This window comes from Amniculibacterium sp. G2-70 (genome assembly GCF_014353055.1).
Lineage (GTDB): Bacteria > Bacteroidota > Bacteroidia > Flavobacteriales > Weeksellaceae > Amniculibacterium > Amniculibacterium aquaticum.
On the sequence record NZ_CP060698.1, the window covers coordinates 653,858 to 672,163 of the forward strand.

Annotated in this window: 14 protein-coding genes, 1 pseudogene and 1 CRISPR repeat array; all 15 genes and pseudogenes read left to right on the forward strand. The window is 35.0% G+C overall.

What is annotated here, in order from left to right:
- The first annotated feature begins 36 nt into the window (after positions 1 to 36).
- Entirely contained in the window at positions 37 to 696 is a 660-nt protein-coding gene (cas6, locus tag H9Q20_RS03015; RefSeq protein WP_187478270.1) for a CRISPR-associated endoribonuclease Cas6, read from the forward strand.
- A gap of 7 nt (positions 697 to 703) precedes the next feature.
- The gene (locus H9Q20_RS03020) at positions 704 to 1,288 is read left to right on the forward strand and encodes a hypothetical protein (protein ID WP_187478271.1); all 585 of its coding nucleotides are present in this window, start codon (positions 704 to 706) and stop codon (positions 1,286 to 1,288) included.
- A 1-nt stretch (position 1,289) separates the two neighbouring features.
- A complete protein-coding gene (gene cas3 / locus H9Q20_RS03025; protein WP_124640583.1) occupies positions 1,290 to 3,434 on the forward strand; it encodes a CRISPR-associated helicase Cas3' in 2,145 nt (714 codons plus the stop codon).
- Entirely contained in the window at positions 3,431 to 4,747 is a 1,317-nt protein-coding gene (locus tag H9Q20_RS03030; protein WP_187478272.1) for a hypothetical protein, read from the forward strand. The genes cas3 and H9Q20_RS03030 overlap by 4 nt, the downstream gene beginning before the upstream one ends.
- A 25-nt stretch (positions 4,748 to 4,772) precedes the next feature.
- Entirely contained in the window at positions 4,773 to 5,828 is a 1,056-nt protein-coding gene (locus H9Q20_RS03035; protein WP_124640581.1) for a CRISPR-associated protein Cas7, read from the forward strand.
- A gap of 122 nt (positions 5,829 to 5,950) precedes the next feature.
- Entirely contained in the window at positions 5,951 to 6,565 is a 615-nt protein-coding gene (locus H9Q20_RS03040) for a transposase (RefSeq protein ID WP_124640580.1), read from the forward strand.
- Complete coding sequence (cas4, locus tag H9Q20_RS03045; protein WP_262385569.1) at positions 6,535 to 7,089, forward strand: CRISPR-associated protein Cas4; 555 nt, start codon at positions 6,535 to 6,537, stop codon at positions 7,087 to 7,089. The genes H9Q20_RS03040 and cas4 overlap by 31 nt, the downstream gene beginning before the upstream one ends.
- 69 nt (positions 7,090 to 7,158) lie before the next feature.
- Entirely contained in the window at positions 7,159 to 7,527 is a 369-nt protein-coding gene (locus tag H9Q20_RS03050) for a four helix bundle protein (protein WP_124640579.1), read from the forward strand.
- Positions 7,528 to 7,588: 61 nt separating this feature from the next.
- Positions 7,589 to 8,593, forward strand: coding sequence for a type I-B CRISPR-associated endonuclease Cas1b (gene cas1b, locus H9Q20_RS03055; protein ID WP_187478273.1), 1,005 nt, complete (start codon positions 7,589 to 7,591; stop codon positions 8,591 to 8,593).
- A gap of 51 nt (positions 8,594 to 8,644) precedes the next feature.
- Positions 8,645 to 8,842 (forward strand): hypothetical protein, encoded by a 198-nt coding sequence (locus tag H9Q20_RS13235; RefSeq protein WP_262385570.1) that lies wholly within the window; start codon positions 8,645 to 8,647, stop codon positions 8,840 to 8,842.
- A pseudogene (locus H9Q20_RS13350) lies at positions 8,812 to 8,874 on the forward strand (hypothetical protein); the annotation flags it as partial. The gene H9Q20_RS13235 and the pseudogene H9Q20_RS13350, both read left to right, overlap by 31 nt.
- Positions 8,875 to 9,039: 165 nt before the next feature.
- The gene (gene cas2, locus H9Q20_RS03065) at positions 9,040 to 9,303 is read left to right on the forward strand and encodes a CRISPR-associated endonuclease Cas2 (protein WP_187478274.1); all 264 of its coding nucleotides are present in this window, start codon (positions 9,040 to 9,042) and stop codon (positions 9,301 to 9,303) included.
- Positions 9,304 to 9,509: 206 nt separating this feature from the next.
- Positions 9,510 to 15,079: direct repeats of the CRISPR family, unit length 30 nt; unit sequence CTTTTAATCGTACCATCTTGGAATTGAAAT.
- A 211-nt stretch (positions 15,080 to 15,290) separates the two neighbouring features.
- Positions 15,291 to 16,181 carry a pirin family protein gene (locus tag H9Q20_RS03070; protein WP_187478275.1) on the forward strand — a complete coding sequence of 297 codons (891 nt, stop codon included), beginning with the start codon at positions 15,291 to 15,293 and terminating at the stop codon, positions 16,179 to 16,181.
- Between the two features lie 519 nt (positions 16,182 to 16,700).
- Positions 16,701 to 17,093 carry a hypothetical protein gene (locus tag H9Q20_RS03075; protein ID WP_124640886.1) on the forward strand — a complete coding sequence of 131 codons (393 nt, stop codon included), beginning with the start codon at positions 16,701 to 16,703 and terminating at the stop codon, positions 17,091 to 17,093.
- Positions 17,094 to 17,214: 121 nt separating this feature from the next.
- Positions 17,215 to 18,300, forward strand: a complete 1,086-nt coding sequence (locus tag H9Q20_RS03080) for an efflux RND transporter periplasmic adaptor subunit (RefSeq protein ID WP_187478276.1) — start codon at positions 17,215 to 17,217, stop codon at positions 18,298 to 18,300.
- Positions 18,301 to 18,306: the final 6 nt, after the last annotated feature.

Genomic DNA, 18,306 nt, shown 5'->3' on the forward strand with positions numbered 1-18,306 from the left:
GAATATTAACTTTGAAGGAATTAAAAAGAGAAAGAGATGAGAATATATTTAAAACTCACAAAAAACAACAAACCAATTCCTTTTAATTATCAGGAATTGTTAACAGGAGTCATTCATAAATGGATTGGAGCGAACAATGAAATTCACGGAAAAACTGGTCAATTTTCATTTTCCTGGATTCAAAATACAGTAGCCAACAAAAGTGGTATTGAGTTGAAGAGAGATGCTTACTTCTTCATCAGTAGTAGAAATGAGGGATTAGTAAAGCAAATTGTCAAAAATATTTTAAAAGATCCGGAAATGTTTAGTGGAGTCAGTGTTTTTGATGTTCAAATAAAAGACACTCCAGCTTTTTCAATTTCAGAAAAATTTCTGATGGCGAGTCCTGTTCTATTAAAAATGAAAGTAGAAAACAAAATTCGTCATATAACTTTGGAAGATAAAAACTTTGAAACAATTTTAACGGACAATCTGAAACATAAGCTTGAAAAATCTCATTTAAATTCAGAAGGTTTGTCTATAAAAATTAATCCTAATACAAATTTCAAAGAAACAAAATTGGTAACCTATAAAGGTATCAAAAATAGAACCTCATTTGTACCAATCATCATCAATGGCACACCAGAACAGATTGCTTTTGCATGGGACAATGGCTTAGGAAATTCAACCGGTATTGGTTTTGGAGCTTTAAAATAACATCAAAATGGAAAATTTATTTGTCGTAAAATATACCGGACAGTTTGGGTTTATTAAACCGTGGACAGCCGTACGCGATAGCGAAACATTCTCACAACAATTTCTTACACCATCCATAGTTGAGGGAATTGAGAAAAAATTATTTCCTGAATTATTAAATGAAAATGGGATTAAAAAAATTGTAGGCCATCGACTTTCTTATACCCAAGTCAGCCAACAACAAGAAGTAATTCAAACCAGAGGGTGGAATTCTACGAAAAAAGGAAAACAGTTTCTATTTGATCGACCGACAGCTGTGCTTACAAGAGGAATTCTTTTAGAACCAGTTTTGCACTTTGCTTTTTCCAATAAAGAGGATGCCGATAGAGCAGCAACACAACATATCTGTTTGTGCAGAAATGAAGATATCCTATATCCTGAGGAGATAAAAGAGGCTTCTATTGAAGAGTTTAATAAAGACGAAGTTTTTTCCGGTTACGAGCTTGTTTTTGAAAAGAATGAACAGTCATTTTTAGTTGGATATAACCGTCTGAATAATGAGCCTATGTTTGGTTGGATTAAGATTGTTGGAACTCCGGTAAAAACTTATTAAAATGGAAAAGCTATTTGCAAAATCAGGACCAGAATGGACAACTTTGCCTGCTCACTTGAAACAGGTGGGTGAGGTCGTTGTAGCTTTTGCAAGCTATCTTGGCATGAATGAGAAGATTGCACGGAACGGAGCCATCCTTCATGATATTGGAAAAGCACACCCTTATTTTCAGGAAAGATTAAAGGGCAAATCAAACAGTAAAAAAATATTCCGTCATGAAATAGCATCTCTATTTTTTCTTTCGGTTTTTCCAAAAGAACATTGGAATTATTTGATTGAAATGGTGGTCGCTCATCATAAATCTGTAAAAAACGATATTGGGGAGAAAGGTCTTTTAGATTTGGAGGAAGCTTATGACTATCAGGATTTTCATTTAGGTAATTGGGAAGATTGGTATCCAAAAGCGTTAGATATTCTGAAAGAATTGGAAATTGGAGTAAAGCCGATTTCAAAGGAAGAGGCAATCCGGAATTTGGAATATTGTATTGACTATAGTGAAAGAGCAGTTAAAGAAAATAACTATTCCGAATGGCGGGGCTTATTAATGGGAGCCGACCATTTTGCCTCCTCATTAATTGACAAAACCGAAAAGGAAATCCAAAGAATATTCAAAACACCTAATCTTAACTTTTATAATCGGCAGAATGAACTTTATCCTCTATCGCTAAAAAATGCAATTTCAGATAAGAAACATACCATCGTAGTTGCCAGCACTGGAGCAGGGAAAACAGACTACCTTTTTAGAAGATGTAAAGGAAGAGTCTTTTACACTTTACCTTTTCAGGCTTCTATTAATGCAATGTTTAAGCGGGTAGGCAACGATTTAGAAAAAGACAATCCGGATATAGATATTCGCGTGCTCCACTCCACTTCTATTATTGTAAAGAGAAAAAAGGAGGAAGAAACAGCATTGCAAGGATTGATAGGTTCAGCAATCGAAATATTAACTCCTCACCAATTGGCGAATATTGCCTTAGGAATGAAAGGTTTCGAAGCCATGATTTTGGATATCAAAGGCTGTGATGTGATTTTGGACGAGGTACATACTTATTCAGGAGTTTCTCAAGCTTTGATTTTGAAGCTCATTGAAGTTTTGAAAACGCTCGATTGTCGGATTCATATTGGAACAGCAACCATGCCAACCATTTTGTACAACAAGATAGTTCAGCTTTTGGGGGATGATGTGTTAGAAATTAAATTAAATGAAGAAGAATTGAATCAATTCGACCGGCACATCGTTCATAAAATATCTTCATTTGAAGAGGCTTCAGCAATCATAGACAATGCCGTTCAGAACAATCAGAAAATATTGATTGTGATGAATACGGTTAAAAAATCTCAAGAGGTATTTCAGTTTATTCAAGAGGCCTATCCTGAAACCACATCAATGCTGTTACATAGCAAGTTTAGGCGAGGCGACCGGAATTTAAAAGAAAGACAATTATTAGGCTTAGACGAAAATGGTGTTGCTACTAATGAGTACAATACGAGTAATGAAGCCTGTATCGTGGTTTCGACACAAATTGTGGAAGTGAGTTTGGATATTAGTTTCGATGTCATGATAACAGCCACAGCTCCTTTGGATGCAATGATTCAACGATTTGGACGCATTAACAGAAAGCGAAATACAAACACCATTGGGAAATTAAAGGATGTGTATGTGATTGCACCTCCTGAAACCGAAAAAGAAGCCAGACCCTACAATCTGTCTATTCTTCAAAAATCATTTGAAGTGCTGGAAGACAATAAGCCTTTACACGAAAGAGATTTGCAAAACAAAATTGACCAGGTATTTACCGAAATCGAATTTTTAAAGATTGAAGAGCATAGTGTTTTTAAACCTAACGGACAATTTACAATGGGTAAACTCATGCACCGTAGTAAAGCAATATTATTTGAACTACTGGAAATTGATAGTGTGAGTTGCATCTTGGAATCGGATGTGGAAGAATATGAAAATGGCAATTTCGAAACACGATTGCTCCTTGAAATTCCGGTGGCTTATTGGGTAGTTGCAAAGATGAATCAATCTCAAAAAGGGAATAAGCCGTTTATCATTCCGGATGCGGCTTGTGATTTTGAAACGGGATTGGATCAATCAAAAATTAAAGAAGAAAATTTTAATGTTTTAAATCGGTTCTTATGATAACGACAGTAATAGGAAAAACATTTTTAAAGGCCTACAACAAGAAATATAGCAAAGATTATTCAGCAAAAGAATTCTTTGAGGAGGTGTATTTTGAATTATTTTTTAATCATCCAAAGTATATGCAATGGGTAACGAATTCGCCTTTTGTGCAAATGAAAACAGGACAAAAGGTTGAAACGATTTCGGTTTTAGAAAGAAAAGAAAAACTCGAAAATCTTTTTGAGAAAGTGGAAAATGATAGTGCTGATGCCAGTTTTGCTTTAGGGTATCCGGCTTCTGAGAGTAAAGAATATGCCAGTACTTCAGGCCTAGTATCAGATATAGAAATTGAAACCGAAAAAGAAGATATTTATTATTCATGGATAGGTTCGGGTTTGGGAATTGGTGTAGCAGGTGGTTACAGCTTGCTCATAAATGATGCCCAAATCACATTAGAAACTTTTGAGGGTTGGAAATATTACCGAAAGTATTTAAATGACCCCACCTTGCAGAAACTGAGGGGAAACCAAATTAACTCGTGGAACGGACAATGGCTGACCTATAAATTAGGGAAGGACTATAATCCAAACTTTGATTTTTCTACTTTAGAAATGGAGAAGATTTTCAAAGTAGAAACAACCGCGGCAGAAGTGAATACGGTAAATTGGTCAAATTTATTTTTCAGTCTTTCAAATTTCTATCCGGATAAAACCTTGAATACTTACATCTATTCCTTCGGTCAAACCAACAAAACCATTGGTTTCATTCCTATTTACCTTAAAGCAGGTAAAAGATTAAAAGATGTGTTCAAGCGACTATTTCATTCAGAACAGGAATTTAACAACAAAGATTTTCAAGCCTTATTTGGTATGCATATCAAAAGAGCTTGCGAGTTGGGAAGTATTGGGCTACAAGCACTTCGCCCGGAGAATTTAAAAAAATACATGACAGAGGATAAGAATTTATCCTTCAAAAAAGAAGAAGACAATTTAATTTATCAATCATATAAAACTTGGTTAATCGCTATGATAACAAAAAACAAAGAAGAAATCACAGACTATACCAGCGAACTGGCTCAGCTACTTCACCGGTATAGAGGAGGCTCTACAAAGACAGATAGAAGGAACCTCATTAGTAACGACCTTTTAGGAAGTAAATCCAAAAAAGGATTTATTGATTCCCTTACCGAAATGGTTTCAGGCGTGGAACCATCCGACTTGGAAGCATTGAAAAAACTTCGGGATGAAGTGCACTTGATGACCAATGAAGAATTTGGTTATTTCAACACCTTACTGAAATTCGATTATGCCTTTACAGAAAAACAATCTTAATTATCAACTTTAAAAATTATTCAAAATGACCAATACAATTTATATCAGAACATTAAAAAGAGCAGAGCATACCGTTTTCTGCGTATCCGATGGACAGAAATATTATTATGACGCACAATTCAATAGAAGAATTCCTTTTTCAAGTGGACAACAAGTGAAACGCTCTATTGTGGATAGCATTTCAGAACATTTAGGCGAGGCTCCAAGTCCAACTACTTTTCTTTTTGATGTAACAAAACAAAAGGAATTGAAAGAAGGAGAAGTTTATGGAACCTGTGACCCAACTTATCCCGACCAACTATTTGGAGGCTGGATGAAAGCTACAAAAGAAGGGAAAGACAGAACTTTAAAAAGAAGAAGTCCGTTGTCTATTTCTGCAATGAGAGGCTTACACCCACTACTTGCCGGACTGGACAATGATAATGCTTCTTTTGACCGAAGCGATCGTCCAAATAATGTGGTTATTGTTCGTGACGAGAAAGGGAATCAATTATCCGAAGAAGAAATCACTGCTTTTTTGGAAGGTAAAGATAGAAGCTTGAGCAGAAAATGGATTCCGAATCAAAGTCGTGCATCCGGGTTATTTGTATCCGACATTGCCATTGATTTAAGAAGATTATTTTGCGTTAGCCTCAATTCATTTGAGCCTGAAATGTCGGATGAAATCATAGAAAAATTAAAAGCTAATGGTTGGATTGAATCTAAGAATGTTTTCGGTCCTTGTTTGGTTGCTCCAAAAGAATTAAGAGAGAAATGGGCAGATGCTTTAGCTAAAGCCATTATCAATTGGAAAATTACTTCTAACCAATCCAGAACTTTTAGCTTGATGGATACCTTAGCCATCGCTATCGGGGATAATGCCAATCTGATTGCTGGGAGCATTCGAGCAAAATTATCGGAGGAAGATTCTGGAAAAGCACAACCCATTATTGATGAAAATCTAAATGGCATTAAAACCTATATTTCCTTACAGGCAGGTGGCTACATCCAAACCAAAGGAGAAACTGCCGATGCCATAGAAAAGGCAGAAAAGGAATTGTATGATAGAATTATGGCATTTGATTTTGAAAAACAATTGTAATCAATTTTTATAACCTATTCAATTGAGGAATCGTTGCAATATGAGTACAATCGTTGCATGCAACGATTCCACAATAATAAATGCATGCAACGATTCCACAATAATAAACATGCCTCCTAATCATGACCCTATTCAAAAATAAATACCGCATTGAATCCTTCCGATTGAAAAATTGGGATTACAGAAATCCGGGTGCCTATTTCATCACCATTTGTACCAAAAATAGAGAACATTATTTTGGTGAAATTGTGGACGGTGAAATGCAATTAAATGAAAATGGGATAATCGCTCATAATTTTTGGGCAGATATTCCCGAACATTTTGCACATGTCCGTTTGGGTGAATTTGTAGTAATGCCCAATCATGTGCATGGAATTATATTATTGGTGGATTCTGTAAAATCGTTGCAATGCAACGATTCCACAGGGCAATACAACGATTCCACAAACCAATGCAACGATTCCACAAACCAATGCAACAACCCCACAGAATCTACCAATCCTAACCAATTCATGTCTGATATTTCACCAAAACCAGGTTCGGTTTCTACCATTATTCGTTCCTACAAATCGGCATGCACCAAACAAATTCATATCGATTATCCGGAATTGGATTTCGGTTGGCAATCTAAATTTCATGATCATATCATCCGAAATCATGATGAATATATCAGGATAGAAAATTATATCATCAATAATCCTAAAAATTGGAAAGAAGACAAATTCCACAAACCATGAACATTACCGGCACCCATATCAACTACTACCGCATTTGTAAGCGAAAACTTTGGCTCTTTTCCAACGGTATCAATATGGAGCAAACCTCCGACTTGGTAGCCGATGGAAAATTAATTGAAGATGAAACTTATCTACAAAGACCGGAACGCTATGAGCAAATCGAATTGAGTGTCGATTTTGAAGGATTGAATCTCGTAGGAAAAATTGATTTCTTTGATGTGAAAAATAAAATTATCCACGAAACCAAACGAAGCAACAAAGTAGAGCAAGCCCATATCTGGCAGGTGAAATTTTATCTATGGCTGATGAAACTGAAAAGTATTGAGGCTAAAAAAGGCGTCATCGAATATCCTAGTTTACGACAAAAAGAAGAAGTGATACTTACTGAAGATGATTTTCTATATTTGGAAAATACCGTTCTCGAAATAAAAAAATTAAAAGAAGACGAAACCTGTCCACCGGTCATCAATGCCAAGATTTGCAAAAGCTGTAGCTATTACGAATTTTGTTATGTGAATGAATGATGGGTGATCTGGTGATGGATGATTGAGTGATGGGTGATCGAGTGATAATTTTAATCTATTTGATAGTTTATGAAACAAGAAGAATTTAATGAGTTATTTCGAGCGAGAACTAAAAAACTTGCCTTAGATATTATTACAATTGTCTCCGAAATTAATTACAGTGATGCTTTGAGCATTATTAGAAAACAATTAATCCGGTCGGTTACCTCTGTTGCGGCTAATTATAGAGCAGTTTGTAGGGCAAGATCAGAAAAAGAAAAATATGCAAAACTCTGTATTGTTGTAGAAGAAGCAGACGAAACTTTATTTTGGATAGAAATGCTTATTGATGGTGGCTTTACAGCAGAAGAAAAATTATTTGAATTGAGAAATGAATCAGAAGAAATCCTCAAAGTCATGTCTTCCTACAGAAGCAAACTAAAACCCGCCAATCACTAAATCACTAAGTCACCAGATCACAGATCACCAAATCACAGATCACAAGATCACAGATCACAAGATGAAAAAATCCTATTATCTCTTCAATCCCGGCCGCATGAGCCGCAAAGACAATACCCTAAAATTTGTTCCAGTGGATGAAAACGGAACCGAAGGACAACCTAAATACATTCCTGTAGAAGGTGTATCCGATTTGTTTTGCTTCGGAGCTTTGGATGCCAATTCGGCTTTGTACAATTTCTTAGGGAAACAACAAATAGCCGTTCATTTTTTCGATTATTACGAGCATTATACCGGGAGCTTCTTGCCCAAAGAATATTTATTGGCAGGCAAAATGCAAATTGAACAGACCAAGCAATATTTAACCAAGAAAAAAAGATTGGTCATTGCTCAAAAATTTATCGAAGGAGCGGCCTTCAATATCCTGAAAAATCTAAAATATTATCAATCTCGAGGGAAAGAACTTTCAGCTTATATCGATACCATAGAATCTTTTAGTTCCAACTTATTTCAAACACAAGAAATCGACGAACTGATGGGCATTGAAGGTAATATCCGTCAAGTGTATTATGATGCTTTTGATGTAATACTGAACGACTTTGCAATGAATGGAAGAAGCAAACAACCTCCGAAAAATGAAGTAAATGCTTTGGTTTCCTTTGGCAATATGATGTGTTATTCGCTTTGTCTTGGGCAAATTTATCATACCCAACTCAACCCTACCATCAGCTATTTGCATGAACCCGGCTATCGTAGATTCTCATTAGCTTTGGATTTAGCCGAAATTTTTAAACCTATTTTGGTGGATAGAGTCATTTTCAGAGTCTTAAATAAAAAAGAAATTCAAGCCAAAGATTTTGATATCAATACCAATAGTGTGATGCTAAAAGATGCTGCCCGCAAAACTTTTGTTCGTGCATTTGAAGAACGCCTCAATGAAACCATCAAACATCGATCTCTGGGTAGAAGTGTGAGTTATAAGCATTTGGTAAAATTAGAATGTTACAAACTGACCAAACATATCCTGAATATCGAAGAATACAAACCTTTTAAAGCGTGGTGGTAACAACAAGGCTGAGGACTGAGGAGTGATGGATGAAATAAAAAACAATTAAATATGAATAAAATTGATCAAATAGAAGCATTGAAACAACGAACAAAAGATTTTACATTACGCATTATCCGCCTCTTTCAGGCTTTACCAAAAACTGAGGAAGCGAGAATAATTGGGAAACAACTACTTCTGTTGCTGCAAATTATCGGGCAGCATGCAGGGCAAGGCCGGACGCTGAATTTTTTAGTAAGATTTCAATAGTGGTAGAAGAAGCTGACGAAACTTTATTTTAGTTAGAATTATAATCGGAAGCTAATATTATTAAAAAACATTTAATAGAGTCTTTGCTCGATGAAAGCGAACAATTAGTAAAAATCATGAATACCGTCCGCCATAATAAAAAGACAAAACCATAATTCATCATTCAACACTCAACATTCAACCCTCAATTCTGAATTATGTACATCATCCTCGTTTACGATATCGGAGAAAAAAGAGTAGGCAAAATGCTCAAACTATGTAGAAAATACTTAAATTGGATTCAGAATTCGGTTTTTGAAGGAGAGATTACGGAAGTAAAGTTAAAAGAGTTGCAATTCAAAGCCAAAGAAATTATGAATATTGAAGAAGACAGTTTAATCATCTTCAAGAGTAGAAATGAAAAATGGTTAGAAAAAGAAGTGGTAGGAAAAGAAAAAAATGATTTGGATACTTTTTTATGACTTGTCGAAGTCTTAAAAAAAAATCAGAAAATCGCTCTTTGACATGTCGTTTTAAAATACAAAATTGATTATCATTAGTTTACAAAGTTGTCGAAACCCTAGTAAAATTATAGAATTGGACATCGACAACTTTTTTAGAAAAAAAACAGTAGTTTTGTTCACAGAAAAGCCTTTAAAAAGGGCTTTTTTAGTCGTCGATTCAACGGCTTTTAATCGTACCATCTTGGAATTGAAATATTATAACGGAGTTTACTTTACGCTAAATTCCGCAAGCTTTTAATCGTACCATCTTGGAATTGAAATATGATAATCAAACGACTTTCCGAAATAATGAAATCCTTTTAATCGTACCATCTTGGAATTGAAATTTATTAGACGTTACCACTTGCTGTGGGTCGTTAGACCTTTTAATCGTACCATCTTGGAATTGAAATATGCAAACTATAAATGCAAAATCATAGACATCCCTCTTTTAATCGTACCATCTTGGAATTGAAATCCCCGAAACCGTGCAAAATTTTGTAAGAATGTAAGAACTTTTAATCGTACCATCTTGGAATTGAAATATACGAAATATTGTGATGTCCCCCCAGCTTTAAAGGCTTTTAATCGTACCATCTTGGAATTGAAATGAGTAGCTTATGTTATCAATTTAGATTTCAGTTTTCTTTTAATCGTACCATCTTGGAATTGAAATATAGTAACGGGATTAAAGCACATAGTTATAATTTTCTTTTAATCGTACCATCTTGGAATTGAAATTTTGAGGTTAATAAATTCCTAGTTTCTTGATTTACTTCTTTTAATCGTACCATCTTGGAATTGAAATATAGAACTCAAAAAAGAGACTTGGACTCAAAAGTTCTTTTAATCGTACCATCTTGGAATTGAAATAGCAGCCGCAAATATCGCCTCTACTACAGCAAATACACTTTTAATCGTACCATCTTGGAATTGAAATACATGAAGCAAAATTATTAACATCAAGTACATTAAACTTTTAATCGTACCATCTTGGAATTGAAATAAATAGGCAGTTCTCAAAGGATATGTGGAATATGCAACTTTTAATCGTACCATCTTGGAATTGAAATTTCTTCAAAAAAATGTTTTACTAAATCTTCTTCACTTTTAATCGTACCATCTTGGAATTGAAATGAAGTACATAGGCTTTTCTTAAGTCTGCAATCGTCTTTTAATCGTACCATCTTGGAATTGAAATATGATGACGGAAACTTATTAAGCAGTGGTTCATTAGGTCTTTTAATCGTACCATCTTGGAATTGAAATAAATATCTAAACCTCTATAATCAGGCAAATCTTCTGAACTTTTAATCGTACCATCTTGGAATTGAAATCAATGATGTACACGGCACAGCGTAAACAACAGACTGCTTTTAATCGTACCATCTTGGAATTGAAATATCATTAGAGCTAAAAGGTCTTTTTCTTGCATTTTACTTTTAATCGTACCATCTTGGAATTGAAATTCTTGTATATGGTCAAGGCAATAACGGTAATGCTTCTTTTAATCGTACCATCTTGGAATTGAAATTCATTCAACAGCTGTGCTGTCATTGCAGCGTAAGTGCTTTTAATCGTACCATCTTGGAATTGAAATTGAGTTGTTAGTACGGCATATGAATGGAATTACAGACTTTTAATCGTACCATCTTGGAATTGAAATAATGGTGTAATGTTTTGATTTTGAAGCAGTAGATTTTTCTTTTAATCGTACCATCTTGGAATTGAAATGTTGCACAAAGGTGTTTTGCATTTTTCAAAGCCTGACTTTTAATCGTACCATCTTGGAATTGAAATACAATTAGGATTTGATTTGAAAGAATGCTTAGAAACTTTTAATCGTACCATCTTGGAATTGAAATGGAAAGACGACTACAGCGACAAGACCTACCCCAACTCTTTTAATCGTACCATCTTGGAATTGAAATGGAAGAAACGATGGGAAGGAATTTTGTCTATCTACCTGCTTTTAATCGTACCATCTTGGAATTGAAATTATTTTTTTATAAAGTTAAACTACATTACGGGGAACTTTTAATCGTACCATCTTGGAATTGAAATAAATTTGCCTTTTTAGCACTTTTACGAGATATAGAAACTTTTAATCGTACCATCTTGGAATTGAAATACAACATCCGTAATGGTAGCTGGAGCTGCAGCGGCTTTTAATCGTACCATCTTGGAATTGAAATCTGGAAATACTTCCGTAGGCCATTACATAGTCGGCTTTTAATCGTACCATCTTGGAATTGAAATACAACAGCATTAAAATAAACTTGGCACCGCTCAATACTTTTAATCGTACCATCTTGGAATTGAAATGATAAATCGCGAATAATATCCGCACGACCACTAGCTTTTAATCGTACCATCTTGGAATTGAAATTTCAGTTACCCTTGGTCAATACTGCTGGTCAGTACTTCTTTTAATCGTACCATCTTGGAATTGAAATCAAGGACTTATCCAAGAGCAAATATCACTTCTCCCGTTCTTTTAATCGTACCATCTTGGAATTGAAATTGATAAATGTTATCAATTTGAGCTTGATTAAGTCCTTTTAATCGTACCATCTTGGAATTGAAATGCCCGTTTCTGAAAAATTCTTCGGAAACTTCGTGATCTTTTAATCGTACCATCTTGGAATTGAAATAACATACTGGAACGAACGAAACTTGAAACCGAACTACTTTTAATCGTACCATCTTGGAATTGAAATAACATTGAACTTTATATCGCCGAAGAATGTGAAGAACTTTTAATCGTACCATCTTGGAATTGAAATTGCATGGCGATTTTAGACTATCACTCGATTTTTGGCTTTTAATCGTACCATCTTGGAATTGAAATGCGGTAGCTGTACGGGATTTCCTTTCTGAGCAAAACTTTTAATCGTACCATCTTGGAATTGAAATAAAACTGCCTACTTTCAAGGTATTCCTCGAATGTTCTTTTAATCGTACCATCTTGGAATTGAAATCACCTTATCCCGTCTTTTGGAATATGGAAATATTAGCTTTTAATCGTACCATCTTGGAATTGAAATTAAACAACATCTTAGACTATATGTCTAACGCACCACTTTTAATCGTACCATCTTGGAATTGAAATGTAAAAACTAATTTTCTTGATAGCGCAATGATGTACTTTTAATCGTACCATCTTGGAATTGAAATTGCACCGAGTCGGGACAATATTTATATTCAGAATACTTTTAATCGTACCATCTTGGAATTGAAATATTAAAGATAATAAAACATTCGGTTATATCCCTCGTACTTTTAATCGTACCATCTTGGAATTGAAATATATATCAAGTATAAGTGGTGCACGAGCTAACACGCTTTTAATCGTACCATCTTGGAATTGAAATGGTATTACAAAGACCGCTTATTTTCTAGACTTACAAACTTTTAATCGTACCATCTTGGAATTGAAATTTTTATCATACCAGGCATAATCATCAGGACCGTTTACTTTTAATCGTACCATCTTGGAATTGAAATCAAAAAGTTGGTGCATCTGCCGTTTCTCCGTCTACTTTTAATCGTACCATCTTGGAATTGAAATTGTTATTTGGAAAAGTAAAAACATGGCGAACAAAAAACTTTTAATCGTACCATCTTGGAATTGAAATCAACGGCGTTTTGGGTGAAAATAAAGTTAGGGAGCACTTTTAATCGTACCATCTTGGAATTGAAATTGCTTTGTCAAGAGGTTGTCCCAGGTGATGAGTTTCTTTTAATCGTACCATCTTGGAATTGAAATGGTGATGAGTTTAATGTTACAACTTCTCAAATGCTCTTTTAATCGTACCATCTTGGAATTGAAATGACGAAATAATTAACGACTACAAACGAAAAGTATCATGGCTTTTAATCGTACCATCTTGGAATTGAAATCAGGGTACAATTGGAGAACCAATATCTTTACTCCCGTCTTTTAATCGTACCATCTTGGAATTGAAATATGCCAGAAATCCAAAGAAGTACGGAAATCACCATGCTTTTAATCGTACCATCTTGGAATTGAAATATATATACTTGATATATTGGTGCTAAATGACAATCGACTTTTAATCGTACCATCTTGGAATTGAAATAATATTGTCGCTTCTCTTGAAGAGATTAAATCTCGCTTTTAATCGTACCATCTTGGAATTGAAATAGATATTATCGTGATAAAATTTTCACACAGTCCGAAACTTTTAATCGTACCATCTTGGAATTGAAATTAGTTCCCTGCGCAGATGATTGAGTTTCAGACGTTCTTTTAATCGTACCATCTTGGAATTGAAATCTCTTGTACTTTGAATGCACGACGTAAATCATTTATCTTTTAATCGTACCATCTTGGAATTGAAATAATACTGACCAGCAGTGTTAACCAAAGGTAATTGTCTTTTAATCGTACCATCTTGGAATTGAAATATGGTTAGCCCCGTCATGCATGAATGTAATGTGTTTCTTTTAATCGTACCATCTTGGAATTGAAATTCTGGTTTCAAATCGTTGTAATAGCCATCAAAAGATTCTTTTAATCGTACCATCTTGGAATTGAAATCGGATAACATAGCTTTAGGCATTTTTTCAATGAGACTTTTAATCGTACCATCTTGGAATTGAAATTATAAGCGCATTTATAGCCGTTGATGAACACTTCTTGCTTTTAATCGTACCATCTTGGAATTGAAATTGAATTATCCTGAATGGAAAGCACAAGAAATGAAACCTTTTAATCGTACCATCTTGGAATTGAAATAAATAAAGTAATTGAAGAAACCAAGTCGGCAAAAGCTTTTAATCGTACCATCTTGGAATTGAAATTAATATCAAACGGTAGCGTAAACTTAGTAAACATGGCTTTTAATCGTACCATCTTGGAATTGAAATTGTCTATAAAGACCAATGGCGTGATTTTACTTCAGAAGCTTTTAATCGTACCATCTTGGAATTGAAATTAAGTAATCTATAAGGAACGAAGAAATAATGCGTAGCTTTTAATCGTACCATCTTGGAATTGAAATCACATGCAAAATGAACGGTTGCCTACTGGTGGATTTGCTTTTAATCGTACCATCTTGGAATTGAAATTCGCTAAAGGTGATGGTAAGTGTTTTTGTGGTTGTCCCCTTTTAATCGTACCATCTTGGAATTGAAATAGAATTACAGATTTAAGAAGAGATTGCAATCCTATTCTTTTAATCGTACCATCTTGGAATTGAAATATAGTCCATACACCTATGCTATCTTGGTAGGCTGTCTTTTAATCGTACCATCTTGGAATTGAAATAGAAAATACAGAAAGAAGGTTGATGTATAACTAAACTTTTAATCGTACCATCTTGGAATTGAAATAAGTGTTATCGTTATTGTTTTTGTACCCGTTCCTGTCTTTTAATCGTACCATCTTGGAATTGAAATACCTTATTTTGTCTTCAATTATTGGGGCGATGGGTGCTTTTAATCGTACCATCTTGGAATTGAAATTGCAGAAGTTGAAAAAAGAATTGAAGCCGAAAAAACACTTTTAATCGTACCATCTTGGAATTGAAATTGAATTTAAACGGTCTGCCATGCATTCCAAACATCTCTTTTAATCGTACCATCTTGGAATTGAAATTTGGCAGTATATCAATCTCATGTGTGGAATGGTAGCTTTTAATCGTACCATCTTGGAATTGAAATTAAAGTTAGTTTTAATAGGCTTATTTTCTGACGGCATCTTTTAATCGTACCATCTTGGAATTGATTTTGAATTTTTTATAAGCTAAAACAAGAATTATACTGTAAAATACATTAAATAGAATTCAAAAAGACAGATAGGTTTCAATCGAAAATATAGGATCTTATTTACTATAAAATTTTAAAATAGCACTTATCCTAAGATTTTTTTTGATTCTTTTTTATCCTTCAAAAACTTTATATCTTTTAAATGATTACCTTTAGCATATTAATTCAACAGTATGTCAAATCTCAATCTCATCATAGAAGAAAGAGCGGCCGATATTGGCGGCTTTTTAGTAGGAAGGTTACTGCCTTTCATCCAAAAAAGAATGATAGGTCCTTTTTGTTTCATCGATCATTTAGGCCCTGTGAAAATGGACGAAAGAAAAAATATGGATATTCGTCCTCATCCGCATATTGGGCTATCCACCCTAACTTATCTTTTTGAAGGAAGCATTATGCATCGGGACAGTATCGGGAACACTATGGAAATCACTCCAGGAGCGGTGAATTGGATGACCGCCGGAAAAGGAATCGTTCATAGCGAAAGAACTCCGGACTATCTAAGACAAAAAGATAAAACCCTTCACGGATTGCAAATTTGGGTGGCACTCCCAAAAGATTTGGAGGCTATGGATCCCCAATTTACCCATGTGGAAAAAGATGCTCTCCCAACATGGACGGAAAATGGAGTCGATTTTAAATTAATCGCTGGAAAAGCATTTGGAAAAGAATCTCCTATCCCAGTCTTTAGTCCCTTGTACATGATTGAAATAAAAACCAAATCTGCCCAGGTCTTGAACTTAGGCGAACAACTTTTTGGAGAATCCGGACTCTATATTTTAGAAGGAAGTATTGAAAGTGAAGGACAAATTTTTGGCTCTCGACAATTATTGGTGGCTAAAAACACAAAGTTATGCGAGTTTAGCATTCAAGAAAATTCAACGATCTATCTTTTTGGTGGCGAAGCATTTCCTGAAGAACGATTCATTGATTGGAATTTTGTTTCCACATCCAAAGAAACCCTCAAGGAAGCCAAACAAAGATGGAAAGATCAGAAATTTGACAAAATAGTTGGAGACGACATCGAATTTGTACCCTATCCGGATTATAAAATTCCTAAAAAATAAGGCGTAGAAATCTGGCTTATCCACTCTGGAAGTAATATTAATACCAACTCGTTTTAGATAAAAATGAGTACCTCTAAGTAAAAACAAAAACCCAACTTCTAGCCCTGAAAGGGCGAAATCCTTCTTCTTAAATTCTTTACATCAAATTAAAATAAACTTAAAAACAACCCTCTGGTACAGCATTTGAACGGATAAAATGATTTTAATTTTTGAGATTTTAGTTTTTTTGAAAATAGTAATAAATGACAAAAAAATATTTGAAACCACATAGTCACTTAGGGCGATTTTATTTGCTAAAGAAACAGCAGTAACACACAAGAGATATCCGTCTTTGACGGATACTAAGTGCAATTGTGCAGACTTATTGCTGCATTTACTATATTTCTATGGGGTTTAAATAATGGGTTTTATGTACCACAATTCTTGTCATGTACTTAGTTTGAAAATATTAAAAGAAAATTAAAAAGCACCTTGTCCATAGGAGATTTGTTAAATCAATTCTACATTTGCAGACCTAAAATGAGAAACCTTTCGATCTATATTCTGACCAGTATTTTCCTTCTTTTATCCATTGGGAGCAGATACTTTGTCAACTATATTTATCAAGATCATTTCTCGCAAACTACGCATCATTTCCAGGGGAAACCTGCTGGTTTAAAATTCAACCATCACAAACTCACTTCAGAAAAAGTACTGAATGATGTTGGCGATTTAGAGTCCATTATCGTTTCAGAAGACGATATGCGATTCACAGAAAACCTCCAAAATTTGGTAGTTTTCGCCACCGTTTTCGGTTTTTTCATTTTACTAGGACTGCACTTTAAGAAAAGAAGTTCAGAGGAAGTTCTGTCTGAAATCCTCCTCAGCAGTTCCATCAAAAAATTCATACTCCTGCGATCCATCAGGATTTAGACCCGCACATAACTTTCTTACCGTTTTTATTTAAGCGGTACCCACCCGTGTTGTGAAGTTTTCATTTCGCAATAATGCATTATTCAAACCAAATTTTTCACGAAAACCATTCTCTCTAATTATGATGAAGAGCGTTATTACAAGCTGTTTGCTTGGCTGTCTGTTGTGGCTTACGGGCTGCACGAAGAAACAAGAAGAAAAAGAAGAAAAAACCGTTTATCCTACCACCTCTCCCGTGGTTATGGATACGGTGATCGATAAAGATTATGTCGCCCAAATACAATCGGTAAAGAACATCGAAATCCGAGCTCAAGAAAAAGGTTTTCTGGAGAAGATTTTTGTGGACGAAGGACAATTTGTACATCAAGGTCAATCTTTGTTCAGAATCATGCCTCAAGTTTACCAAGCCGAGGTCATGAAAGCAAAGGCCGAAGTAGAACAAGCCGGTATAGAACTGAAAAATGCGACCACCTTGGCCAACAACAATATTGTTTCTAAAAACGAAAAAGCCATGGCCCAAGCCAAACTCAATGCTGCAAAAGCCGAATTGAGAATGGCAGAAATCCACCTTTCTTTTACCGACATCAAAGCTCCTTTTTCAGGAATCATCAACAGAATCCCTCTCAAATTGGGATCTCTGGTGGACGAAGGCGCTCTGCTAACTTCCTTATCCGACAATACGGCAATATACACCTACTTCAATGTGTCTGAACCTGAATATCTTAATTATCAATTGAATGCCGCTTCACGAGGTCAAAATTTAGTTTCGCTAATCTTGGCCAATGGACAAGACTTCCCCCAAAAAGGAGAAGTACAAACCATAGAAGGCGAATTTGATAACGAAACCGGAAATATTGCGTTTCGGGCTAAATTTCCCAACCCCGAAAAACTCCTCAGAAACGGACAAACCGGAAAAGTTAGGATGACTGTACCCTTGAAAAACGCAGTCGTTATCCCACAAAAAGCAACCTTCGAAATTCAAGATCAAAAGTATGTTTTCGTGGTGGGCAATGACGGGAAAGTCAAATCCAGAAACATAAAAATCGCTTACGAATTGCCGGATGTCTATGTCATCAGTTCCGGGTTGAGCCCTCATGAAAATTTTCTTCTGGAAGGGGTGCAAAAAGTAAAAGACGACGAAAAAGTAAAGACCAAACTTCAGGATCCACAGCAAGTTTTGCAATCTTTAAAACTAAAAGCAGACTAAATTTAT